This window comes from Xanthomonas sontii, assembly GCF_040529055.1.
Classification (GTDB): Bacteria; Pseudomonadota; Gammaproteobacteria; order Xanthomonadales; family Xanthomonadaceae; genus Xanthomonas_A; species Xanthomonas_A sontii.
Genome location: NZ_CP132342.1, coordinates 1783100 through 1805064 on the forward strand (window position 1 = coordinate 1783100; position 21965 = coordinate 1805064).

Genomic DNA, 21965 nt, shown 5'->3' on the forward strand with positions numbered 1-21965 from the left:
GAACCGGGAACGACGCATGGAACTGGGACTTGTAGGCTTGGGCCGGATGGGCGCCAACATGGCCGAGCGGCTGGTGCGCGGCGGGCATCGCGTGGTCGGTTTCGACCTGGGCGAGGCCGCGCGCAGCGCGGCGCAGCAGCGCGGGGTCGACGCGGTCGACAGCATGGCCGCGCTGATCGCGGCGCTGCCGGCACCGCGCGCGGTGTGGCTGATGGTGCCGGCCGGCAAGGTCGTCGATGACACCCTGGCCGCGTTGCTGCCGTTGCTCGGCAAGGGCGACGTGGTGATCGACGGCGGCAATTCCTACTACAAGGATTCGATGCGCCGCGCCGGCGAACTCGCCGCGCACGGCATCGCCTATGTCGACTGCGGCACCAGCGGCGGCGTGTGGGGCCTGCGCGAGGGCTACAGCCTGATGATCGGTGGCGATACCGCCGCGGTGCAGCGCCTGCACGACGTGTTCGCGACCCTGGCGCCGGCCGCCGATGCCGGCTGGGGACATGTCGGCCCCAGCGGCGCCGGCCACTTCACCAAGATGGTCCACAACGGCATCGAGTACGGGATGATGCAGGCCTATGCCGAGGGCTTCGCGCTGATGGGGCGCAAGCAGGAATTCGCACTGGATCTGCACCAGGTGGCCGAGGTCTGGCGCCAGGGCAGCGTGGTGCGTTCGTGGCTGCTGGACCTGTGCGCCGATGCGCTGGGCGAGAATCCGACCCTGGCCGGCATCGCGCCGTTCGTCCAGGACTCCGGCGAGGGCCGCTGGACCGTGGCCGAGGCGATCGACCTGGACGTGCCGGCGCCGGTGATCACCCTCTCGCTGCTGGAGCGGCTGCGCTCGCGCGACGACGATTCGTTCGCCGACAAGTTGCTGGCGGCGATGCGCAATCAGTTCGGCGGCCATGCGATCAAGCACGAGGGCGGCGACGCGCCCGCGCCGGGCGGTACGCGCCCGGCCTGAGGCCGGGCGCTCAGTCCAGCGTGACGCTGCAGCCGGAGGCGGCGCTGCGCACGCCTGCCTCCAGCAGCCGCATTACCGCCAGCGCCTGCGCCGCATCCACCGGCGCAGGCGCGCGACCTGCGATCGCCTCGTGAAAGGCCGCATAGCAGTCGCGGTAATCGCCACGCGGCGCGGGCAGAGTCTGGACGGCGTGCGTGCCGTCGGCGCCGACCAGGCGCAATTGGCCGGGCAGGGGATCCTCGCCCCAGCCGGGCGCGCCCGGCGCGACGCCCGCGCGCAATTGCGCTTCCTGCGTATCCAGGCCGTGCTTGACGTAGCTGCCGCCGCTGCCGTGGAGCGCGAAGCGCAGGCCGTTGGCGGCGACCAGCGAGCCGGCATGCAGCACCACCCGCAGCCGCGGATAGCGCAGCACCGCATGCACGTAATCCACGGTCTGCGCGCCGGGGCGCTGCAGCGCCAGGTCGGCCTGCAGCGATTGCGGCGGCCCGAACAGTTGCAGGGCCTGATCGAGCAGATGCGGCCCCAGATCGAACCACAGCCCAGAGCCGGGGAGTGCGTGCTCGCGCCAGCGGTCGCCGACCTGCGGACGGTGGCGGTCGAAGTGCGAATGGAACTCGGCGATCTCGCCCAGCGTGCCCGCCTCCAGCAGGGCGCGCACGCCCAGGAAGTCGCCGTCCCAGCGCCGGTTCTGGAACACGCTGACGATGCGGCCGACGCGCTGGGCCTGGGCCAGCACCTGCTGCGCTTCGGCCACGTCGAGGGTGAACGGCTTGTCCACCAGCACGTGCTTGCCCTGGGCCAGGGCGGCCAGCGCCAGCGGTGCGTGGGTCTGATTGGGCGTGGCGATCACCACCGCGTCGATCCGCGGATCGGCGAAGGCCTGTGCGGCCTCGGCAACCACATGCGCCTGCGGCCAGGCCGCGTTCACGGCCTCGGCCTGGCGCGAGACCACGGTGTGCAGGTGCAGGCCGGGCGTGTGTGCGATCAGCGGCGCATGGAAGGTGCGGCCCACGTAGCCGAAGCCGAGCAGGGCGAGATTGAAGTCGGACATGGGCGCAGGCAGCAGCGGCGGGACGCCAGTATCGCCTGGGCTGCGTGGGCGGATTGCGCATTCACGCTGCGGCGATTCTTCGGTCACGCCGCCTGTACGACGGCCTGGCGGAGACTGCGCGCACATTCAGCGGAGGAAGACACGATGAAGACGATCAATGCACGCACCCTGCTTGGCGCCACCCTGGTGGCCGGTTTCGCGTTGGGCGCGGGCCAGGCGTTCGCAGCCGGCCAGGCCACCAGTGCCAAGGACCACGGCACCATGGGCCAGCAGGACACGATGCAGCACGACACCATGGCCCATGACACGACTCGCCACGACTCCAAGGAGCCGGTCACCGACACCTGGATCACCACCAAGGTGAAGGCCGATCTGCTGGCCACCAAGAACGTGTCGGGCACCGAGATCAAGGTCGACACCGTCAACGGGACGGTCAAGCTGTCCGGCGCGGTCGCGACCAAGGCCGAGAAGGACAAGGCCGTGGCGGTCGCCAAGAAGATCGACGGGGTCAAGAAGGTGGATGCGGCCGACCTGAAGGTCAGCGCCGCCGCCAAGAAGTAAGCATTGCGATCCGCCGCCGCGGGTGGGGATGCGACGAGGCGCCCCACCCGCGACAGCCGGTCTGCGACGCACCCTGCGGGGTGCGTTTTTTTTGGGGGGGGGGGGGGCAAATTCGCGACGGAAATCGCATTTCGCGTCGCATTGACACCCGCTCAGACATCATGCCTTCATGTTCGTCAACGGATCACGCGCGATGTTGGAGACCCAACCCCACCCGGCTGCGGGGCACGCGGCCGCGGCTGCCGAGGCGCTGGGCGCCGCGTTGTCCGGCCATGGCGCGCAGCCGTCACTGCTGCTGCCGGCGGTGCGCCGGCTGGAAGCGCAGTTGAGCATGCTGTTGACCACGTTTCACGATGACACCGGGTTCTGGCCGGCGTTCTCCGCGCTGATGCAGGAACTGGATCAGGGCCTTAGCCAATCCGAGCGCCGGCGCCTGCGCAGCCACGCCGATTTCCTGCTGGTCCGCGCCGGCATGCCGGCCTGGACCCTGATCGGCGCCACCGCCGGTTCCATTCCGCCCCCGGCGCGCCGGCCCTGAGCGCGGCGCGCGCGTGGCACTCCCGCGGGTGGCCGCAGGCCGCCCGTGTCGTCGTGCGCGCGGCCTGGGATAGAGTCCTTGCAGGTACCGCGATCGGGGTGTCGCGCTTCCGCTGAACAATTCATCTGCTGCCGGGGAAGATGGGCGACAATGCGCGCCCGCGATGGCCGCAGCCGTTCCTTCTTTTGACGCACCAGCTATGCAGACCATCGCCAAACACGATGCTTGGGACCGCTGGCGGCTGCCGTTGCTGGCGCTGGCCGTCGTCCTGATCGTCATCCTGCCCTCGCTGCTGCTGCGGCAGATGAATGCCAGCACCCTGCGTGCGGCGGACTGGGTCGGCCACAGCCAGGAAGTGACCGCCACCTTGAACGCGATGGAAGCGGACATGCGCGACATGGAGTCGGCGGCGATGGCGATGTCGCACGGCGTGCAGTCGCCGATCCTGACCGCGCGCCTGCAGCAGGCGCGCAACTCGATGCAGCCGACGCTGGCGCACCTGGCCGAGTTGACCCGCGACAACCCGGACCAGCAGATCCGCGTCGGCCGCCTGCAGAGCACGCTGGAGCGACGCGGCCTGATCGCCGAGCGGATCGCGCAGACCCGCGATCCGGAGCGGATCCGCGCGCTGATCCAGGACATGACCTCCGACAATCCAGTGCGCGGCCTGATCGCCGAGCTGCAGCGGCGCGAGGACGAACTGCTGAGCGAGCGGACCGCCGACGCCGAGCAGCGCCGCATGCTCGCCTCGATGATGAGCTGGACCTCGCTGGTGGTGCAGCTGTTGTTGCTGGGCCTGGTGATCTGGCTGTTGCAACGGCAGATCGGCCGGCGCCTGGACGCCGAGCGCCACATGCTGCGCGCCAACGGCCGCGCCGCGGCGGTGCTGCAGACCGTGCGCGAGCCGATCGTGCTGCTCGACAACGGCCAGCGCATGCTGATGCACAACACCGCCTTCGCCGAACTGTACGGCATGGACCTGGCGGATCCGCCGAAGCTGCTCGCCGACGTCGGCGACGGCGTCTGGCAGGATCCGGTGATCGTGCAGCGCTTGGCCGACGTGCTGCTGCGCGGACGCGAATTGTGGGATTTCGAGCACGAACAACTTGGCGCGGACGGCGTACCAAGGACCATGCTGCTGAATGCGCGGCGCATGCCGCTGCCGGACAGCGAGGACGAAGTGGTCTTGATGACGGTCAGCGACATCACCCTGCAGAAAACCGCGCAACAGCGCATCCAGGAACTGAACCGGCAGCTGGAGGGCAAGATCGAGCAGGTGTCCGAAGTCAATCGCGAACTGGAGGCGTTCAGCTACTCGGTCTCGCACGACCTGCGCGCGCCGCTGCGCCATGTCGCCGGCTTCGCCGACAAGCTGGTTCGCCATCTGGGCGATGGCGCCGACGAGAAGAGCCGCCACTACCTGGAGGTGATCGGCACCTCGGCGCGGCGCATGGCCTCGCTGATCGACGACCTGCTGGTGTACTCGCGCCTGGGCCGCAGTGCGCTGCGCCTGCAGGCGGTGGACATGCAGTCGCTGGTGGCGGAGACGCGTTCGGTGCTCGACGCCAACTACCAGTCCGACCATGGCGACAGCGGGCATCGCATCGAATGGAGCATCGCGCCGTTGCCGATTCTGGTCGCCGACGAAAACATGATGCGCCAGCTGTGGCTGAACCTGCTCGGCAATGCGGTCAAGTACAGCGCCAAGCGCGAGGTCGCGCAGATCGAGGTCGGCTACCAGGTGCAGCCGGACGGCAGCCATCACTTCAGCGTGCGCGACAATGGCGCAGGCTTCGACATGACCTATGCGGCCAAGCTGTTCGGCGTGTTCCAGCGCCTGCACAAGGCCAGCGAGTATTCCGGCACCGGCATCGGCCTAGCCAGCGTGCGCCGCGTGCTGACCCGCCATGGCGGCCATATCTGGGCCGAGTCCGCCCCCGACCAGGGCGCCACCTTCCATTTCGTCTTGCCCCCGGCGCCCGAAGCGCCCACTACCGAGTTCATCGCATGACCGCCATCCGCACCATCCTGCTTGCCGAAGACAGCCCCGCCGATGCCGAAATGGCGGTGGATGCGTTGCGCGACGCGCGTCTGGCCAATCCCATCGTGCACGTCGAGGACGGCGTGGAAGCGATGGACTACCTGCTGCGCCGCGGCGCCTATGCCGACCGCGAGGAAGGCCTGCCGGCGGTGCTGCTGCTGGACATCAAGATGCCGCGCATGGACGGCCTGGAAGTGCTCAAACTGGTGCGCAGCGAGGAGTCGCTCAAGCGCCTGCCGGTGGTGATCCTGTCGTCCTCGCGCGAGGAAAGCGACCTGGCCCGCAGCTGGGACCTGGGCGTGAACGCGTACGTGGTCAAGCCGGTGGACGTGGACCAGTTCTTCACCGCGGTGAAGACCCTGGGCACCTTCTGGGCGCTGATCAACCAGGCGCCGGACAAAGAGTAAGCGCGCATGCCCACCACCGGCCCCAGGCTTGGCCCGATCCGGATCCTCATGGTCGAGGATTCGCCGGAGGATGCCGAGCTGCTGTCCGACCAGTTGCTGGACGCCGGCCTGGAGGCGACCTTCCGCCGCGTGGAAAGCGAGCCGACCCTGCGCGAGGCGCTGGGCGAGTTCGCCCCGGACATCGTGCTGTCGGACCTGAGCATGCCCGGGTTCTCCGGGCACGAGGCGCTGCGGGTGGTGCGCGAGGACGGCAATGCGGTGCCCTTCATCTTCGTCTCCGGCACCATCGGCGAGGAGACCGCGGTGGAGGCGCTGCGCGACGGCGCCAACGACTACATCATCAAGCACAACCCGACCCGCCTGCCGTCGGCGGTGGCGCGCGCGATCCGCGAGGCCCGCACCGAGCGCGAGCGGCAGCGGGTGGAGCGCGAACTGATGCGCGCGCAGCGGCTGGAGAGCCTGGCCCTGCTCGCCGCCGGCCTCAGCCACGACCTGCGCAACATCCTGCAGCCGCTGCTGATCGTGCCGGAACTGATCGTCGGTCGCAGCGACGATCCGCAACTGCGGCACCTGGCCGACGTCATCGCCGAGTGCGGCCGGCGCGGCCACGAGATGGCCGAGTCGATGCTGTCGTTCGTGCGCGGCTCGCGCACGCCCAGCGAGCCGGTGCGCATCGCCGAGCTGTTCCAGGCGGTGCAGATGCTGCTCAAGAGCAGCCTGCCGGAGCGGGTGACGCTGCAGGCGGACGTGGCCGATCCGGCGCTGTCGATCGAAGCCAACTACACCGAACTGCAGCAGTGCCTGCTCAACCTCGGCCTCAACGCCATCCAGGCCATGCCCGACGGCGGCCAGCTGAGCTTCTCGGCGGCGCCGGCGATCGGTGCCGACGGCAGCGAGCAGGTGCGCATCCTGGTCCGCGACAGCGGCATGGGCATGGATGCGGAGACCCAGGCGCGGCTGTTCAGTCCCTTCTTCACCACCAAGCCGGACGGCACCGGCCTGGGCCTGATCTCGTGCAAGCGCATCGTCGAGAGCTACGGTGGCCGGATCGGCGTGGACAGCACGCCGGGCCAGGGCACCTGCTTCGAATTGCTGATCCCGCTGCGCGCGCCGGTGCCGTCGTTCGAGCCGGAGCCGTCGCTGCCGATGGGCAAGGGCCAGCGCGTGCTCCTCGTCGACGGCGAGGCCACGCGCCTGTCGCTGCTCGGCAATGCGCTGTCCAGCCAGGGCTACCGTCCGCAGTTGGCGTCCGATGGCGCCGCCGCGCTGCGCGACGTCGAGGAACACGGCCTGCCGGACCTGGTGATCGTCGACAGCGACATCATCCTGCTGTCGGCGGTACGCCTGCTGCTGGCGCTGCAGGACCTGGGCTACCAGGGCCCGGCGATCGTCCTCGAGGACACCGGCACCACCCTGGAGCGCGACCACTTCCCCGCCGACATCGCCGTGCACGTCCTGCGCAAGCCGCTGGAAATGCAGCGCGTGTTCCGGGCTGTGGCGCATGCCCTCGAAAGCGGCTGAGGTGCTGGGAATGGGGATGGGGGAATCGGGAATGGGAAAGGCAAAAGCCAAAGCCAAAGCCAAAGCAGATGCTCATTGCTGCATGGCGACCGTATCTCCAGCGCCAGCTGCGCGATGACGTGACTCGTTTATCTGGAGTCACCGAGAGAGGCAAGGCTCACCGGATCCGATAAGTGCAGCTTGGAACGCAAGGGCAACGGATTGACGCCTCAGCGGCCATCATGTCTCAGCGCAAGCTCCGCGATCCGGCTGTTCCGATTCCCCATTCCCAATTCCCCAATCCCGGCCTTTCACTGCTGCGCCGACTGGTCTTCCGGGTCGCGGCGGGCGGGGGAGCGGCGGGGGGGCAGGGGCGGCAGGGCGTCGCGCGATTCGGTGTCGTGGTCGGCGGACAGGGCCGGTTCCCAGGGGAAGCGCGGCAGGGTGCGCACGGCGTTCTCCAGCTTGCGCGACCAGGTGTCGTGGATCTCGGCGTACAGGGGGGTGTCGGCTTCCAGGCGCATGCGCTCGGTCACCCGCAGGTCGTTGCGGCGGATCAGCGCCACATCGATCGGCATGCCCACCGACAGGTTGGAACGGATGGTCGAGTCCAGCGACACCAGGGCGGTGCGCGCGGCGTCTTCCAGTTGCATCTCCGAGCGGATGATGCGGTCCAGGATCGGCTTGCCGTACTTGGATTCGCCGATCTGCAGGTACGGCGTTTCCGGCGAGGTGGCGATGGCGTTGCCGAGCGGATAGATCATGTACAGCCCGGGCCGTTCGCCGGCGATCTGCCCGCCCAGGATCAGCGTCGACTGCACGTTGATGCCGCTGTGCTGCGATTGCTCGGACAGCTTGACCTGGCTGGAGGCCAGCACGTCGCCGACGTATTCGGCGACCTCGAACAGGTGCCGGAAGGTGCGCAGGCTGCGCGGCGCGTCCGGATCGTCGGCGTCGCGCTGCAGGCGCGAAAGGGTCAGCTGCGTGGTCGCCAGGTTGCCGGCCGACATCAGCGCGAACACCGCCTGGCCCGGATACTCGAACACATGCAGCTTGCGGTGGACGCGGACGTCGTCCAGCGAGGCGTTGGTGCGGGTGTCAGCGGCGAAGACCAGGCCTTCGTCCACTTCGATGCCGACGCAATATGTCATGGCGCTGCCGAAAACCGGGTACGTCCCGATTCTATGGGGGCGGCTCGGGCTTGGCTAGCCGTTGACGCTCGCGGTCGCGGCATGCGCGAATAGCGCATGACCACCGTGCTTCTGAGCCTGGGCAGCAACCTGCGCCCGCATCACCACCTGGCCGCGGCGATCGCGGCGCTGCGCCGGCAGTTCGGTGCGGTCGCGGTGTCGCCGACCTATCGCACCGCGGCGGTCGGTTTCGACGGGCCGGCCTTCCTGAACAACGCAGTGGCGCTGCAGACCGACTGGGAGCTGGCGCCGCTGGACGACTGGCTGCATGCGCTGGAGGACGCGCACGGGCGCGACCGCAGCGGCCCGCGCTTCAGCGACCGCACCCTGGACATCGACGTGGTGTTCTACGGCGACCGCATCGTCGAAGGCCCCGGCCACCTGCGCATCCCGCGGCCCGAGCTGCGCCACGCCTTCGTGCTCAAGCCGCTGGCGGACATCGCCGCCGACTTCGTCGACCCGGTCAGCGGCCAAACCCTGGGCACGCTATGGCAGGCGCATGCGGAGCATGGGAAGGTGTTCGAAGTGGTCGAGTTGGTTGATGAAGCCGGGAATGGGGAATCGGGATTGGGGAATCGGTAGAGCTGGGCGCCGGGCCGATCGTCGCGCTGTCATGGCGCGGCCTGGCGTAGCGCTCAGCAATGGCGGGAAAGAGGGCGCGCTTGTCGATTCCCCATTCCCTATTCCCGGTTCCCAGCCTTCAAGTCAGCCCGCGTCCGCCATCCACCCGCACGGTCTGCCCGGTGACGAAGCTGGCGTCGTCGAGCAGCCAGCGCACGGTGTCGGCGATTTCCTCGACCTGGCCGGTGCGTGCCAGCGGGGTGCGTGCCAGCAGGGCCTGCTGCGCGGCGGCGTCCTTGCCGGCGTCGGGCCACAGGATCGCGCCGGGGGCGATGGCGTTGACGCGGACCTGCGGCGCCAGTTCCAGCGCCAGCGAGCGGGTCAGCATCGCCAGGGCGGCCTTGGCTGCGCTGTACAGCGGATGCGCGCGCAGCGGCGTTTCCGCGTGCAGGTCGGTGAGGTTGACGATCGCGCCGCCGTGCTGGCGCAGTTGCGAGGCGGCGGCCTGCGCCAGGAACAGCGGCGCGCGCGCGTTGACCGCGAACAGGTCGTCCCATTGTGCCGGTGTGGCCTCGTGCAACGGCGTGGGATAGAAGTTGGAGGCGTTGTTGACCAGTGCGTCGAGGCGGCCGAAGCGCGCCACGCACTGCGCCACCAGGTCGGGTAGCTGCGCGGTGTCGCGCAGGTCGGCGTGCAGGGTCAGTGTGCTGCCGGCGCGCAGGGATTCCAGTTCCTGTGCCAGCGCCTGCAGCTCGGCCTGCGAGGTGTGCGCATGCAGGGCCACGTCATAGCCGGCCGCGTGCAGGCGCCGGGCGATGCCGGCGCCGATGCGCCGCGCGCTGCCGGTGATCAGGGCGACTTTGGTCTGGGTCATGTACGGGTTCCATGCTCGGCTATGCTGTGCATTGTCCACGCAATCGCGCAGCGCATGCCCACCGACCTTCCTTTGCCCGATGCCACCGCGCTGGCCCACAGCGAGCGCCTGGCCGCACATCTGCGCGCCGAGATCGCCGCCGCTGGCGGGGCCATTCCGTTCTCGCGCTTCATGGAGCTGGCGCTGTACGCGCCCGGCCTGGGCTACTACAGCGCCGGCAGCAGCAAGTTCGGCGAAGAGGGCGATTTCGTCACCGCGCCGGAACTGGGACCGCTGTTCGCCGCCACCGTGTCCAATGCGTTGGCGCCGGTGCTGCAGCAACTCGGGCCGCAGGCGCGCATGCTGGAAGTGGGGGGCGGCAGCGGCGCGTTCGCCGAGGTCATGCTCAAGCGCCTGCTGGCGCTGGATGCGCTGCCCGAGCGCTATGCGATCCTGGAGCCCAGCGCCGATCTGCGCGAACGGCAACGCGAGCGCCTGGCGCGCGCGCTGATCCCGCCGGTGTTCGAGTTGGTGGAATGGCTGGACCGGCCGTTCGACGACGACTGGAACGGCGTGCTGTTCGCCAACGAGGTGATCGACGCCCTGCCGACGCCGCGCTTCGCGCTGCGCGACGGCGAGGTGTTCGAGGAAACCGTGACGCTGGATGGCGAGGGCCGCTTCCGCCGCGGCGAACAGCCGGCCGATCCGCTGCTGGCGGCGGCGGTGCGGCACATCGAACGCTATCTGCAGGCGCCGTTCGCCGACGGCTACCGTTCCGAATTGCTGCCGCAGTTGCCGTACTGGATCCAGGCGGTGGCCGGCGGCCTGCGCAGCGGCGCGATGCTGTTCGTGGACTACGGCTATCCGCGCCGCGAGTTCTATCTGCCCGAGCGCGACGACGGCACCTTGCGTGCTTTCTACCGGCATCGCACGCATGCCGATCCGTACCGCTGGCCGGGCCTGCAGGACCTGACCGCGTCGGTGGACTTCACCGCGCTGGCCGAGGCCGGCACCGGGGCGGGCTTCGACCTGGCCGGTTACTGCAATCAGGCCAGCTTCCTGCTCGGCAACGGCCTGGACGCGCTGCTGGCCGAGGCCGAGGCGCGCAGCGACGCAGCCGCGCAACTGCGCCTGCGTCAGCAGGTGAAGCAGCTGACCCTGCCCAGCGAGATGGGCGAGCGTTTCCAGGTGATGGGCTTCGAGCGCGACGTGTCGCTGGCGCCGGCGTTCCTGTCCGGCGACCTGACCTGGCGGCTGTGATGGCGGCAGTGCGCGACTTCCGCTGGCCCTGGCTGTGGCTGGGGCTGTGGTGGCTGGGCATCGCGGTGCTGATCTACGTGTGCCTGATGCCGCACCCGCCGCAGTTGTCTGACCTGCCCGACACCGACAAGGTCGAGCACTTCATCGCCTACCTGGTGCTGGCCGCCGCGGCCGTGCAAGTGTATGCCGGGCCGCGCGCCTGGACCTGGGCCGCGCTGGGTCTGCTGGCGCTGGGCGTGGGCATCGAATTCGCGCAGGGCGCCTGGACCACCACGCGCTCGGCCGATCCGCTGGATGCCCTGGCCGACGCCCTGGGCGTGGCGGCCGGCATGGCCACCGCGGCCACGCCTTGGCGCGATCTGCTGTGGCGGCTGGAGCGCGGCAGCCGCCGTTGAGCGACGTGACCGCGCGGTCTACGGCGTCGGCCAAGTTGTGGAATCCCAGGCCGCGCGCAAGGCGCGGCACGCGTACCGCGGCCTAGAGTGCCGGCGCCGGGCAGGTGTCCGGTCGCCGCGCGGCGACTCCGCGCGCCTGTGCAGGAGAACACGCATGCAAGCACGCTACTCCCCCCGTGCCGCGCGCGGCGCCGGCCTGTTCGCCGCGCTGTGCCTGGCCATCAGTGCCGCCGCACCCGCCAACGCTGCCTGGAACGATGTCTGCAGCGGCACCGCCACCTACACCAGTTCCGGCTATTCCGGCGGCGCGCTGCTGCTGGATCCCATCGACCCGACCGCCACGATCGCCGCGCTGAACCCGACGCAGCTCAACTATGGTGGCGTCCAGGCGGCACTGGCCGGTGCCTACCTGCAGGTGCAGGGACCGCGCGGTACGGTCACCGTGTACGTCACCGACCTGTATCCGGAGGGCGCCGACTGCGGGCTGGACCTGTCGCCCAATGCCTTCGCCGCGATCGGCGACACCAGCGCCGGGCGCATCCCGATCCGCTGGCAGGTGGTGGCCGCACCGGTCACCGGCAACGTGGTGTACCGGATCAAGGAGGGCAGCTCGCAATACTGGGCGGCGATCCAGGTGCGCAACCACCGCTATCCGGTGGTGAAGTTCGAATACAGGAAGAACGGCGACTGGGTCAGCCTGCCGAAGACCGCGTACAACCATTTCGTCGGCGAGCAGATGGGCGCGCAACTGCTGGAGATCCGCCTCACCGACATCCGCGGCCAGGTGGTCACCGACACCCTCGGCGCGCTGCCCAGTCAGGGCGACAAGGGCGTGTACTTCGCCGACGGACACGTGCAGTTCCCGCGCTGAAGCGTGCCCGTGCATGCGCCGGCGGTCGCGCGCCGGCGTTGCGTCCACTTGCGCGCGCCTGCGCCGCGGCGATGATGCCGCAGCGCAGGTGAAGCCTCACGCTCAGAACTTGAAGTGCAGCGTCGCCATGTAGCGGCGGCCGTTGTGGTAGCGCCCGACCGGGTGGTCCTTGTCGCCCAGGTACTGCAGGTATTCCTCGTCCAGCAGGTTCTGTGCGTCCAGTTGCAGCGACCACTGCGCGTTGAACGCATAGCCCACGCTCGCACCCAGGTCGGTGTAGGCGTCGACGCTGGCCGGCGCGGCGCCGGCGACGTAGCCGCCGGCCAGGTAGCTGTCGCGCCAGTTCAGGCTGATCCGCGCGTTCCACGGTCCCTTCTCGTAGTAGGGGCTGAAGGCGACGCTGTTGCGCGACTGGTAGGGCAGCGGGTTGCCGCTGTTGTTCTCGCCGCTGGCATAGGTGTAGTTGGCCGACAGGCCGAAGCCGCTGTCGCCGAACGGCTGCTGGTAGGCCAGGGTGAAGCCCTTGACCTTGCCGGTGCCGGCGTTGCGCGGGCGCTGGATGCTGTAGTCGCAGTAGCCGTCGGCGGTGCAGCCGTTGCTGCCGAGCATCTGCGCCCAGGTCTGCGGCGAGGTGTCGCGGATCGCGTTGTACTGGCGCTCGATGGTGGCCGAGGTGTCGATGTAGTTGTCGATCTTCTTGTAGAAGACCGACCACGCCACCACCGCCTGCGGCGCGAAGTAGTACTCGGCCGAGAGGTTGAAGTTCCACGATTCGTAGGGCGACAGCGCGGCATTGCCGCCGCTGCCGGTGAGCGTGGTGTCGTTGAGGAAGGTGTTGTTGACCATCTGGTTGTACGGCGCCCAGGCGATCACCTTGCCGGCGCCGAAGCGGAACACCCAGTCGTTCTCGGTATCGTAGGCCAGGTTCAGCGACGGCAGCAGGAAGTGTTCGGTCTGCGTGCGGGTCTGCCACTTGCTGTCCAGATCCTGCAGGGTCGGTGTGCCGCTGTAGACGAAGCCGCTGCCTTCGGTCTTGGAGCGCATGTAGCGCAGGCCCAGGTTGCCGCGCAGGCCGGCGTTGGAGAAGTTCAGCTGCACGTAGCCGGCGTTGTTGGTCTGCTGCAGCGCCCAGGTGTTGTTGAGGTAGCTGGACGGGTCCGGATTGGCGTAGTCGACCGGGCTGTTGCGGATCCAGTCGATCACGTTGCCGCGCCCGGCCTGCACGTGCTGGCCGTGGTCGGGATAGAACCCGCGGATGTCGGTCAGGCCGATGGTGCCGATGTCGGCCAGGGTGGCCGGGGTGACGCCGCCGTACACGTTGAGCGCGAAGTCCTCGTCGTGCTTGCCCTGGCGCACGCCGACCAGCAACTGGTTGAACACGCCGTCGAACTGCAGGTCCAGATCGAGCTGGCCGTAGCGGTCCTTGCTCTGGGTGGAAAACACGCCGTTGTTGCCGATCCAGCCACCGGCCGAGCCCCAGTTGGCCGGGTTGCGCGCGGCGGTGGGATCGTCGAAGCGGATGCCGCGGTCCAGATCCCAGCGGAAGCCGCCGTTGTAGAACGGCTCGATGAAGTACTGCGCCAGGTGGTCGTTGTCGGACTTGCTCTGGCCGACCTGGCCGCGCAAGGTCCAGCGTTCGCCGCGGTAGGCGCCGCGCAGGTCCAGGCCCTTGGTGGTCACCTGCGACTGGCGCACGTTGTTGTCGTAGATCACCGTGCCGCCGCCCGCATTGGCGTTGGCGCTGGAATGGCCGCTGTTGACCACGCCGTTGCGCACGTCGCCCAGTGCGTCGACCGCGGCCACGGTGCCCGGGTTCCAGGTGAGGAAGCTGTACATCGACTGGTTGTAGTTGTCGAAGTCTTCCTTGATGTACAGGCCGCTGAGGTTGAACTCCAGCGCGTCGCTGGGCTTGAGCTGCAGATTCACCACTGCGCTGTCGCGCTTGCGGTCCTGCTGGAACCAGGCGGCGTTGATCGAGTTGGGCACGTCCGCATCGGCCGGCACGCCGGCGGCATTGGCGAAGCTGCCGGCCTTGGCGTAGCCGAACACCTCCAGGCCCTGGCGGTCCACGCGTTCCTCGTAGTGCTGCGCGGACACCGCGACGCCGAAGGTCTCCTGCGGATTCTTCCAGCTGTACAGCAGCGAGGCGTTCGGCTTGCCCTCGCTGGCCTGCTGGCTGTAGCTGTAGCCGACCGAGCCGGCGATCTCGTTGGCCTTCAGGTCCAGCGGCTGGCGGGTATGCATCAGCACGGTGCCGCCGAGGCTGCCTTCGGTCAGCCGCGCCTCGGTGGACTTGACGATCTCCGCGCGGCCCAGGATCTGCGGCGACAGCAGGGTGTAGTCGAAGCCGCGGTTGGGCTGCTCGCCGTACAGCCAGATCGCCTGCGCCACCGGGTGGCCGTCCAGGAACGACAGGTTGAGGCTGGGATCGGTGCCGTCGATGCTGACTCGCTCGCCCTGGCCGAAGCGGCGGTCGATGGTGACGCCGGGAATCTGCGCGAACGCCTCGGCAACGTTGGTGCTGGGGAACTTGCCGATGTCCTCGGCGGTGATCGCCTCGGACACGGTGACGTTGTTGCGCTTGGTGTCCAGCGACTTCTCCAGGCTGGCGCGGATGCCGACCACCTGGACCGCGTCCAGATCGGTGGCGGCGGAATCGGCTTGCTGCGCCTGCGCGGCGAAGGCGAGGACGCTGGCGGCGATGGCGGCCGACAGGACGGACGGGCGGTGACGCATGATGTCTCTCCTCATCATTCATGGATGGGCACCGTCGGCGTGGCCGACGGTGCGGGACGGAGTTGCGTGCTGCCTGGCGGCGCGGACCGATGCCGATTCCCCTGGGGCCGCGGACGCCGTGTTTGTGCCGAATTCGTTGCGAAGCGTGCAGAACCTTTACGGTCCGGTGACAACGATGTCAACGCGATGCCGCGGCGGGGTGGCCCCGGTGGCGGGGCAAAACCGGGCCGTGGTGTCTGGAATTGCGCCGCGGCCTGTCGGGTCGCGTACCGGCCTTCACGTCGATGACTTGGGCCGATTTCCCTGGATTTGCCGCGATCCGGGCTGTCGCAGGGGGCGGTGGTTCAGACCTCTGCCAGGCATCGCCGCGATTGGTCTTGTGGCTTGTAGACAAATTCGTGCCCGCCGGTGACAACGATGCGGTTTGCGGCGGTGCACCCAAGCTTGTCGAAGGGCGGATACCGGCACATGATCCATCGGCATCGGCCATGACCGCCGTCTGGACATGGGCGCCAGCGCTGGCGGGAATCGGCCGCTCGCTGCGCGCAGGGCGCGGCCCGAGGCCAGGGGGCCTGGGCGACTCGCCGCCGCGAATTTCGGGGTGACACGCCACTGCGCTGTTGCCGTGGTCGGGCAGCGCTGTCGATCTGGGCCTGCGCCGCGTGCTGTGGCGCGACGTGCACGGCCCGTCGATTGGTACTATATTGGACATAATGAATCCATGCGGACTGGAGAGCTCGCCATGACCAAGCCCAAGCCGCAGGCCGATCCACGCCTGCATGCGCTGGCCGTGGACCCGGACGCGCCGACGCCGCTGTACCTGCAACTGGCCAGCAAGCTGGTGGAGGCGATCAAGGGCGGGCAGTGGAAGCCGGGCGAGGCGTTGCCGGCCGAACGGCAGCTGTGCGAGTACCTGCAGGTGTCGCGGGTCACGCTGCGTCAGGCCGTGGATGCGCTGGTCGAACAAGGCCTGGTGTCGCGCCGGCAGGGCGCCGGCACTTTCGTCACCTCGCACATCCAGCACCAGCTCAGCGGCCTGGCCAGCTTCAGCGAAACCCTGCGCATGAAGGGCCTGGAGCCGGGCACGCGCTGGCTGGAGCGGCGCACGCGCCCGGCGCATGGCGAGGAGATCCTGCGCCTTGGCCTGTCCCCGGACACGGTCGTCGCGGCGCTGACCCGCCTGCGCAGCGCCGACGGCCGGGTGATGGCCTACGAGAAGGCGGTGCTGCCGCAGCACGTGGTGCCCGATCCGCACGCCATTGCCGATTCGCTCTACAGCTACCTGGACGAGCGCGGCACCCCGGTGGTGCGGGCGCTGCAATACTTCCGCGCCATCAACCTGCCGGCGCGGCTGGCCGGCCATCTCGGCATGAAGGAAGGCGAGGCGATCCTGCACGTGGTGCGGGTCGGCTACACCCGCGACGGCAGCGCGATCGAACTGACCGACACCTACTGCCATAACGACTACTACGACTTCGTCGCCGAACTGCGACGCTGACCGCCGATCCCCGCGCCCTCCCGGAGCACGCCGCCCATGACCACCGCACGGCCCGCCAGTCCCTACGCCTCCATCGCCATCGTCGGCCTGTTGTTCTTCATCATGGGCTTCTTTACCTGGATCAACGGGCCGTTGATCCTGTTCGCCAAGGTCGCCTTCAATGTCAGCGACACCTTCGCGTTCCTCATCCCGAGTGCGTTCTACATTTCCTACTTCTGCCTGGCATTGCCTTCTTCGCTCATCCTGAAGCTGACCGGGATGAAGAAGGGCCTGGCGCTGAGCCTGCTGATCATGGCGATCGGCGCCGCGATCTTCGGCCAGTTCACCAATGCCCGTTCCTACGTGGGCGCGGTGAGCGGCATCTTCATCATCGGCGGCGGCCTGGCCTTGCTGCAGACCGCGGTCAATCCGTACATCAGCATTCTCGGGCCGATCGACGGCGCGGCGCGCCGTATCGCGCTGATGGGCATCTGCAACAAGGTGGCGGGCGCGCTGGCCACCTATGGACTGGCGAAGGTGGTCCTGCACGGCATGGAGGATTTTTCGACGCAGATCGAACAGGTGCTGCCGGCGCAGAAGGAGCTGCTGTTGCAGGAATTCGCTGGCCGCATCCACGGCCCTTACATGGCGATCGCCGGCATCCTGGCCGTGCTTTCCGTCGCCATCCTGTTTTCGCCCTTGCCCGAGATCAGCCCCGAGACGGCGAACGCGTCGGCCTCCGACGAGCGCAGCCGCGACAGCATCTTCGCGTTTCCGCACGTGTGGCTGGGCGCGTTGTGCATCTTCGTGTACGTCGGCGCCGAGGTGATGGCCGGCGATGCGATCGGCATCTACGGCAACAGCCTCGGCCTCTCGCTCGACTACGCGAAATATTTCACCATCGGCACCCTGGCCTGCATGCTGGCCGGCTACCTGCTCGGCCTGGTGCTGATCCCGAAGTACATCTCCCAGGAAAAGTACCTGTCCATTTCGGCCTGCCTCGGCATCGTGTTTTCGCTGTGCGCGATGGTGACCGGCGGCTATGTCTCGGTGGCGTTCGTGGCGGCGCTCGGATTCGCCAACGCCATCATGTGGCCGGCCATCTTCCCGCTGGCCATCAAGGGGCTGGGCAAGTTCACCGAAAAGGGCGCAGCGCTGTTGATCATGGGCATCGTGGGCGGCGCCGCGGTACCGCAGCTGTTCGCCCATCTGAAGGAGTCCTTCGATTTCCAGGTGGTCTTCGCCGGCCTGATGATCGCCTGCTACCTCTACATCCTGTTCTTCGCGCTGCGCGGTCACCGCGTCGGCCAGGGCGCGCGGTGAGCTGACGCGCTTTTCTCCAACTCGGCAAACCTATCCAATGCGCAGACCCACCATCAAAGACGTCGCCGAACGGGCGCGGGTGTCGCTGAAGACCGTTTCGCGGGTCATCAACAACGAACCGTCGGTGATGCAGGCCACGCGCTCGCGCGTGCTGCACGCCATCGCCGAACTCGACTACGAGCCGGATCCGTCGGCGCGCAACCTGCGCAGCGGCACCCCGTTCGTGATCGGGCTGGTGTACGACAACCCCAACCCGTACCACATCATCGGCGTGCAGAACGGCGTGCTCGCCGCCTGCCGCGAGACTGGCTTCGGCCTGCAGATCCACCCCTGCGATTCCACTGCGCCGATGCTCGCCGAGGAACTGGCCGAGTGGACCCAGCGCTCGCGCCTGGCCGGGCTGGTGCTGACCGCGCCGATGTCCGAGCGTGCCGACCTGGTCGCGGCGCTGGCCGCGCGCGGGATCAAGACCGTGCGCATCATCGCCGCCACCGAGGATCCGCAGGACGGCCCCTGCGTCTACGTCGACGACCGCGACGCCGCCTACGAGATCACCGAACACCTGATCCAGCTTGGCCACCAGCGCATCGGCTTCCTGTGGGGCGGCACCTCGCACCGATCCAGCGGCGAGCGCTATGCCGGCTACGAGGCGGCGCTGAAGGACTACGGCATCACCCTGGACAAGCACCTGGTGATCCCTGGCGACTACACCTTCGACGACGGCTTCCGCGGCGCCCGCCGGCTGCTGGCCCTGCGCGAACCACCGACCGCGATCTTCGGCTCCAACGACGAGATCGCCGCCGGCGTGCTGGCCGCGGCCAAGTCGGCGGGCATGAACGTGCCCTACGACCTGTCCATCGCCGGCTTCGAGGACAGCCCGTTCTCGCGCCAGTCGTGGCCGCCGCTGACCACCGCCAAGCAGGCCACCGAAGACATCGCCCGCCACGCCGCGCGGCTGCTGATCAGCCAACTGCGCAGCGATGCCTACGAAGACCATCCGGCGCCGGTGCACAACCAGGGCTTCGTGCCGCAACTGGTGGTGCGCGGCTCGACCGCGCCCATGCAGCCGCATTCCCGCCGTTCCTCCTCCCCAGACCCCACGTGATCCTGCCCATGGCGCTGCCCTCCGAAACCGAAACCCTGATGTTCCGCGAAGCCGCGGAAGCCGCCGCGGTCGTCGCCGCGCAGTTCGAACGCAACCACGCCACCGTGAGCGCGCTCGCCGCGTCGCTGCGCGCCGACCCGCCGCCGTTCGTGGTGACCTGTGCGCGCGGCAGCTCCGATCACGCCGCCACCTACGCCAAGTACCTGTTCGAGACCCAGCTCGGCGTGGTCACCGCCTCGGCCTCGCCGTCGGTGGGCTCGGTGTACGAAGCGCCGCTGCAGTTGCGCGGCGCGCTGTACCTGGTGATCTCGCAGTCGGGCAAGAGCCCGGACCTGCTGCGCAACGCGCAGGCGGCCAAGGACGCCGGCGCGCGCGTGGTGGCCCTGGTCAACGTCGAGGATTCGCCGCTGGCGCAGCTGGCCGACACGGTGATCCCGCTCGGCGCCGGCCCGGAGAAGAGCGTGGCCGCGACCAAGAGCTACTTGGCCTCGCTGGCGGCGATCCTGCAGCTCGGCGCGCACTGGAAGAACGACCCGGCGCTGCTGGGCGCACTGCAGGAATTGCCGCAGGCGCTGCGTGCGGCCTGGCAGGCCGACTGGCGCTCGCTGACCGACGGCCTGGTCGAGGCGCACAACCTGTTCGTGCTCGACCGCGGCCTGGGCCTGGCGGCGGCGCAGGAAGCGGCGCTGAAGTTCAAGGAGACCTGCGGCCTGCACGCCGAGGCCTACAGCTCGGCGGAAGTGAAGCACGGTCCGATGGCCCTGGTCGGCCCGGGTTTCCCGGTGCTGGCATTCGACCAGCCGGACGAAGCCGGCGAGGGCACCCGGCGCCTGGCCGAGGAGTTCCGCGGCCGCGGCGCGCAGGTGTGGCTGGCCAGTGCCGGCGGCGACCTGCCGCTGGTCGCCGCGCCGCACCCGGCGTGCGCGCCGCTGCTGGCGATCCAGAGCTTCTACCGTGCGATCAACGCCCTGGCGCTGCGCCGCGGCTACAACCCGGACCTGCCGCCGCATCTGAACAAAGTGACGGAGACCGTCTGATGACCACGGTGGCGCTGCGCAATGCGCGCGTGCTCGGCGAGGACGGGTTCCTCGACGGCGTCAGCGTGCTGCTGGAGGGCGGGCGCATCCTCGCCCTGCTCGACGACGCCGACCCGCGCGTGGCGGCAGCGCCGGTGCAGCATGACCTGGGCGGCGGCAGCCTGCTGCCGGGCTTCATCGACCTGCAGGTCAACGGCGGCGGCGGGGTGCTGTTCAACAACCGCACCGACGTCGAGGCGCTGCGCCGCATCGGCCAGGGCCATCGCCGCTACGGCACCACCGGCTACCTGCCGACGCTGATCAGCGACGACGTGGAGGTGATGCGCGCGGCGATCGCCGCCACGCGCCAGGCCATCGCCGACGGCGTGCCGGGCGTGCTCGGCATCCACCTGGAAGGGCCGTACCTGGCGCCGGCGCGCAAGGGCACCCACAATGCCGACAAGTTCCGCGTGCCCGACGCCGACGAACTGGCCATGGCCACCTCGCTGGACAACGGCGTCACCCTGATCACCCTGGCACCGGAACGCGTGCCGGCGGCCAGCATCCGCAGCCTCGCCGCGGCCGGCGCGCGCGTGTTCGCCGGCCACACCGCCGCCAGCTACGAAGAGACCCGTGCCGGGCTGGACGCCGGCATCTGTGGCTTCACCCATCTGTACAACGCCATGACCCCGCTGCAGGGACGCGATCCCGGCGTGGTCGGCGCCGCACTCGAAGACCGCAACGCCTGGTGCGGGGTGATCGTCGACGGTGTGCACGTGCATCCGGCCAGCCTGCGCGTGGCGCTGGCGGCCAAGCCGCGCGGCACCGTGTTTCTGGTCACCGATGCGATGCCGATGGTCGGCGCCGACAGCCCCGCGTTCGACCTGTACGGCGAAACCATCACCGCCATCGACGGCGTGGTACGCAACGCCGCCGGCGCCCTGGCCGGCTCGGCGCTGGACATGGCCAGCGCGGTGCGCAACAGCGTGCAGTGGCTGGGCGTGCCGCTGGAAGAAGCCGCGCGCATGGCCTCGCTGTACCCGGCGCAGTGCGTGGGCCTGGACCACCGCTACGGCCACATCGCGCCCGGCTACCAGGCCGACCTGGTGCTGCTGGACGATGCGTTGCAGGTCCGGCATACCTGGATCGCGGGCGCGATGGAGTAGGCGGCGGCGCTCCGGCTGCGCGCGCGTGCTGCCGTGCGCGTTGTACAGTGGTGGTCGCTGACAACGCAGGCGGTGATGCATGGAACCGAGCCGCTATCTCGACGAGCCGATGGACGCGGCCTGCCTCTTCACCGGGATCTCGGTGTCAGGCGCCGGCGAGCATGTGATTCCGCGCTGGCTGGCGCAACGCCATCAAGCTGCGGGCCGGGTGTTGCTCGGCGATGCCGGCAGCTTCGCCAGGCTCTGCGATTTCAAGGCGCCTGCCGATCCCCAGGCCAACGCCCAGTTCGGACGGCTGGAACAGCGCCTGTCGGAGGACTGGTCCGCGGTCGCGGACGATGAAGCGCATCTGTGGTTGATGAAGCTGTCGGTGGGAATGATGTTGCTGCACCGGCGATTTGCCGAAAATTCCCGGCATCCGGCCGCACCTGCCGGGTTCAACCCGCATGTCGCCGGCGCGCTCCTGAAGGCGTTTCGTGCCGGTTTCGCGGCGTGGAAGAACGGCGCCTATGTCAGGGAAGGAAGCCTCGTGCGGTTGCCATGGCAGAGCGGTCGGCTCGTGATCGCGCATCTGTTCGGGGCCAGCGAGATGGGCCTGCCCGAGGAAAATGGGCGTGCCATGTACATGTTCGCCCCCTATGGCCTGATGGCGGTCGGGCAACCTGGGGTCGGCATGTTGGTCGCCACCTTCTTCGAGCCCTCGCGAGATTTCGAGAAGCGCCTGGCGGCGGCCAGCGCCATCCCCGCGGATGTCTCCGATCTGGCGTGTCGCGCAGCGTTGTCCCGCGCGTTCGCCACCGCGGTGCTGGGTCCGCTGATCGCGCGCTTGAGCGGCACCGCCGTCGATGACGCTGAGGTACTCGCGCTTGCCGCCAAGGGCCTGCGGGTGGAGTTCGCCGACCCGTCCGCGATCGATTCGGGATTCCGCGAGCTGCGGGCGCACGAACCTTGAT

Annotated in this window: 20 protein-coding genes; 16 read left to right on the forward strand and 4 right to left on the reverse strand. The window is 69.0% G+C overall.

From position 1 onward, the window contains the following. The first annotated feature begins 16 nt into the window (after positions 1 to 16). Positions 17 to 961: a phosphogluconate dehydrogenase (NAD(+)-dependent, decarboxylating) gene (gene gnd / locus RAB70_RS07555; RefSeq protein WP_148829914.1), complete on the forward strand. Its 945-nt coding sequence runs from the start codon at positions 17 to 19 to the stop codon at positions 959 to 961. A gap of 10 nt (positions 962 to 971) precedes the next feature. Here the strand turns inward: gnd and RAB70_RS07560 are convergent, their stop codons facing one another. Next, positions 972 to 2012: an oxidoreductase gene (locus tag RAB70_RS07560; protein WP_148829915.1), complete on the reverse strand. Its 1041-nt coding sequence runs from the start codon at positions 2010 to 2012 to the stop codon at positions 972 to 974. A 144-nt stretch (positions 2013 to 2156) separates the two neighbouring features. On the opposite strand from RAB70_RS07560, the gene RAB70_RS07565 reads away from it, so the two are divergent. The 5 genes from RAB70_RS07565 to RAB70_RS07585 all read left to right on the forward strand — a co-directional run bounded on the left by RAB70_RS07565 (position 2157) and on the right by RAB70_RS07585 (position 7080). Then, positions 2157 to 2573 (forward strand): BON domain-containing protein, encoded by a 417-nt coding sequence (locus RAB70_RS07565; protein WP_148829916.1) that lies wholly within the window; start codon positions 2157 to 2159, stop codon positions 2571 to 2573. 193 nt (positions 2574 to 2766) lie between these two features. Continuing rightward, positions 2767 to 3111, forward strand: coding sequence for a hypothetical protein (locus tag RAB70_RS07570; RefSeq protein ID WP_225851717.1), 345 nt, complete (start codon positions 2767 to 2769; stop codon positions 3109 to 3111). Between the two features lie 199 nt (positions 3112 to 3310). Continuing rightward, positions 3311 to 5122, forward strand: a complete 1812-nt coding sequence (locus RAB70_RS07575) for an ATP-binding protein (RefSeq protein ID WP_017911733.1) — start codon at positions 3311 to 3313, stop codon at positions 5120 to 5122. After that, complete coding sequence (locus tag RAB70_RS07580) at positions 5119 to 5559, forward strand: response regulator (protein WP_010343137.1); 441 nt, start codon at positions 5119 to 5121, stop codon at positions 5557 to 5559. Before RAB70_RS07575 ends, RAB70_RS07580 begins: the two co-directional genes overlap by 4 nt. Before the next feature lie 6 nt (positions 5560 to 5565). After that, a complete protein-coding gene (locus RAB70_RS07585; protein WP_043094740.1) occupies positions 5566 to 7080 on the forward strand; it encodes a hybrid sensor histidine kinase/response regulator in 1515 nt (504 codons plus the stop codon). 290 nt (positions 7081 to 7370) lie between these two features. Here the strand turns inward: RAB70_RS07585 and RAB70_RS07590 are convergent, their stop codons facing one another. Beyond that, complete coding sequence (locus RAB70_RS07590; protein ID WP_017911734.1) at positions 7371 to 8210, reverse strand: proteasome-type protease; 840 nt, start codon at positions 8208 to 8210, stop codon at positions 7371 to 7373. 96 nt (positions 8211 to 8306) lie between these two features. Between RAB70_RS07590 and folK the strand changes: the two genes are divergently transcribed. After that, positions 8307 to 8831: a 2-amino-4-hydroxy-6-hydroxymethyldihydropteridine diphosphokinase gene (folK, locus tag RAB70_RS07595; protein WP_148827593.1), complete on the forward strand. Its 525-nt coding sequence runs from the start codon at positions 8307 to 8309 to the stop codon at positions 8829 to 8831. A 118-nt stretch (positions 8832 to 8949) separates the two neighbouring features. Here the strand turns inward: folK and RAB70_RS07600 are convergent, their stop codons facing one another. Beyond that, positions 8950 to 9684, reverse strand: a complete 735-nt coding sequence (locus tag RAB70_RS07600) for a pteridine reductase (protein ID WP_148827594.1) — start codon at positions 9682 to 9684, stop codon at positions 8950 to 8952. A 54-nt stretch (positions 9685 to 9738) separates the two neighbouring features. On the opposite strand from RAB70_RS07600, the gene RAB70_RS07605 reads away from it, so the two are divergent. The 3 genes from RAB70_RS07605 (at position 9739) to RAB70_RS07615 (ending at position 12189) form a co-directional block, all read left to right on the forward strand. Next, on the forward strand, positions 9739 to 10923 hold the full coding sequence (locus tag RAB70_RS07605) for a class I SAM-dependent methyltransferase (RefSeq protein WP_148827595.1): 1185 nt from the start codon (positions 9739 to 9741) through the stop codon (positions 10921 to 10923). Continuing rightward, positions 10923 to 11318: a VanZ family protein gene (locus RAB70_RS07610; protein WP_148827596.1), complete on the forward strand. Its 396-nt coding sequence runs from the start codon at positions 10923 to 10925 to the stop codon at positions 11316 to 11318. The genes RAB70_RS07605 and RAB70_RS07610 overlap by 1 nt, the downstream gene beginning before the upstream one ends. Positions 11319 to 11472: 154 nt before the next feature. After that, on the forward strand, positions 11473 to 12189 hold the full coding sequence (locus RAB70_RS07615) for an expansin EXLX1 family cellulose-binding protein (protein WP_148827597.1): 717 nt from the start codon (positions 11473 to 11475) through the stop codon (positions 12187 to 12189). Positions 12190 to 12291: 102 nt separating this feature from the next. Here RAB70_RS07615 and RAB70_RS07620 read toward each other — a convergent pair whose 3' ends face one another. Beyond that, positions 12292 to 14925: a TonB-dependent receptor gene (locus RAB70_RS07620; protein WP_148827598.1), complete on the reverse strand. Its 2634-nt coding sequence runs from the start codon at positions 14923 to 14925 to the stop codon at positions 12292 to 12294. Positions 14926 to 15667: 742 nt separating this feature from the next. Between RAB70_RS07620 and RAB70_RS07625 the strand changes: the two genes are divergently transcribed. The 6 genes from RAB70_RS07625 (at position 15668) to RAB70_RS07650 (ending at position 21964) form a co-directional block, all read left to right on the forward strand. Next, positions 15668 to 16423: a GntR family transcriptional regulator gene (locus RAB70_RS07625; protein WP_010343151.1), complete on the forward strand. Its 756-nt coding sequence runs from the start codon at positions 15668 to 15670 to the stop codon at positions 16421 to 16423. A 36-nt stretch (positions 16424 to 16459) separates the two neighbouring features. Next, the gene (locus RAB70_RS07630; protein WP_017908362.1) at positions 16460 to 17725 is read left to right on the forward strand and encodes a sugar MFS transporter; all 1266 of its coding nucleotides are present in this window, start codon (positions 16460 to 16462) and stop codon (positions 17723 to 17725) included. A gap of 37 nt (positions 17726 to 17762) precedes the next feature. After that, entirely contained in the window at positions 17763 to 18830 is a 1068-nt protein-coding gene (locus tag RAB70_RS07635; protein ID WP_010343153.1) for a LacI family DNA-binding transcriptional regulator, read from the forward strand. An 8-nt stretch (positions 18831 to 18838) separates the two neighbouring features. Beyond that, positions 18839 to 19867, forward strand: coding sequence for an SIS domain-containing protein (locus RAB70_RS07640; protein ID WP_043090369.1), 1029 nt, complete (start codon positions 18839 to 18841; stop codon positions 19865 to 19867). Further along, entirely contained in the window at positions 19867 to 21012 is a 1146-nt protein-coding gene (gene nagA / locus RAB70_RS07645; RefSeq protein WP_148827599.1) for an N-acetylglucosamine-6-phosphate deacetylase, read from the forward strand. Before RAB70_RS07640 ends, nagA begins: the two co-directional genes overlap by 1 nt. A gap of 79 nt (positions 21013 to 21091) precedes the next feature. After that, positions 21092 to 21964: a hypothetical protein gene (locus RAB70_RS07650; protein ID WP_148827600.1), complete on the forward strand. Its 873-nt coding sequence runs from the start codon at positions 21092 to 21094 to the stop codon at positions 21962 to 21964. Position 21965 lies beyond the last annotated feature (1 nt).

What these genes read in the sequence shown, in the direction of transcription:
- gnd (WP_148829914.1), top strand. Translation starts at nt 17, where the DNA reads ATGGAACTGGGACTTGTAGGCTTGGGCCGGATGGGCGCCAACATGGCC.
- RAB70_RS07560 (WP_148829915.1), bottom strand. Translation starts at nt 2,012, where the DNA reads ATGTCCGACTTCAATCTCGCCCTGCTCGGCTTCGGCTACGTGGGCCGC.
- RAB70_RS07565 (WP_148829916.1), top strand. Translation starts at nt 2,157, where the DNA reads ATGAAGACGATCAATGCACGCACCCTGCTTGGCGCCACCCTGGTGGCC.
- RAB70_RS07570 (WP_225851717.1), top strand. Translation starts at nt 2,767, where the DNA reads ATGTTGGAGACCCAACCCCACCCGGCTGCGGGGCACGCGGCCGCGGCT.
- RAB70_RS07575 (WP_017911733.1), top strand. Translation starts at nt 3,311, where the DNA reads ATGCAGACCATCGCCAAACACGATGCTTGGGACCGCTGGCGGCTGCCG.
- RAB70_RS07580 (WP_010343137.1), top strand. Translation starts at nt 5,119, where the DNA reads ATGACCGCCATCCGCACCATCCTGCTTGCCGAAGACAGCCCCGCCGAT.
- RAB70_RS07585 (WP_043094740.1), top strand. Translation starts at nt 5,566, where the DNA reads ATGCCCACCACCGGCCCCAGGCTTGGCCCGATCCGGATCCTCATGGTC.
- RAB70_RS07590 (WP_017911734.1), bottom strand. Translation starts at nt 8,210, where the DNA reads ATGACATATTGCGTCGGCATCGAAGTGGACGAAGGCCTGGTCTTCGCC.
- folK (WP_148827593.1), top strand. Translation starts at nt 8,307, where the DNA reads ATGACCACCGTGCTTCTGAGCCTGGGCAGCAACCTGCGCCCGCATCAC.
- RAB70_RS07600 (WP_148827594.1), bottom strand. Translation starts at nt 9,684, where the DNA reads ATGACCCAGACCAAAGTCGCCCTGATCACCGGCAGCGCGCGGCGCATC.
- RAB70_RS07605 (WP_148827595.1), top strand. Translation starts at nt 9,739, where the DNA reads ATGCCCACCGACCTTCCTTTGCCCGATGCCACCGCGCTGGCCCACAGC.
- RAB70_RS07610 (WP_148827596.1), top strand. Translation starts at nt 10,923, where the DNA reads ATGGCGGCAGTGCGCGACTTCCGCTGGCCCTGGCTGTGGCTGGGGCTG.
- RAB70_RS07615 (WP_148827597.1), top strand. Translation starts at nt 11,473, where the DNA reads ATGCAAGCACGCTACTCCCCCCGTGCCGCGCGCGGCGCCGGCCTGTTC.
- RAB70_RS07620 (WP_148827598.1), bottom strand. Translation starts at nt 14,925, where the DNA reads ATGCGTCACCGCCCGTCCGTCCTGTCGGCCGCCATCGCCGCCAGCGTC.
- RAB70_RS07625 (WP_010343151.1), top strand. Translation starts at nt 15,668, where the DNA reads ATGACCAAGCCCAAGCCGCAGGCCGATCCACGCCTGCATGCGCTGGCC.
- RAB70_RS07630 (WP_017908362.1), top strand. Translation starts at nt 16,460, where the DNA reads ATGACCACCGCACGGCCCGCCAGTCCCTACGCCTCCATCGCCATCGTC.
- RAB70_RS07635 (WP_010343153.1), top strand. Translation starts at nt 17,763, where the DNA reads ATGCGCAGACCCACCATCAAAGACGTCGCCGAACGGGCGCGGGTGTCG.
- RAB70_RS07640 (WP_043090369.1), top strand. Translation starts at nt 18,839, where the DNA reads ATGGCGCTGCCCTCCGAAACCGAAACCCTGATGTTCCGCGAAGCCGCG.
- nagA (WP_148827599.1), top strand. Translation starts at nt 19,867, where the DNA reads ATGACCACGGTGGCGCTGCGCAATGCGCGCGTGCTCGGCGAGGACGGG.
- RAB70_RS07650 (WP_148827600.1), top strand. Translation starts at nt 21,092, where the DNA reads ATGGAACCGAGCCGCTATCTCGACGAGCCGATGGACGCGGCCTGCCTC.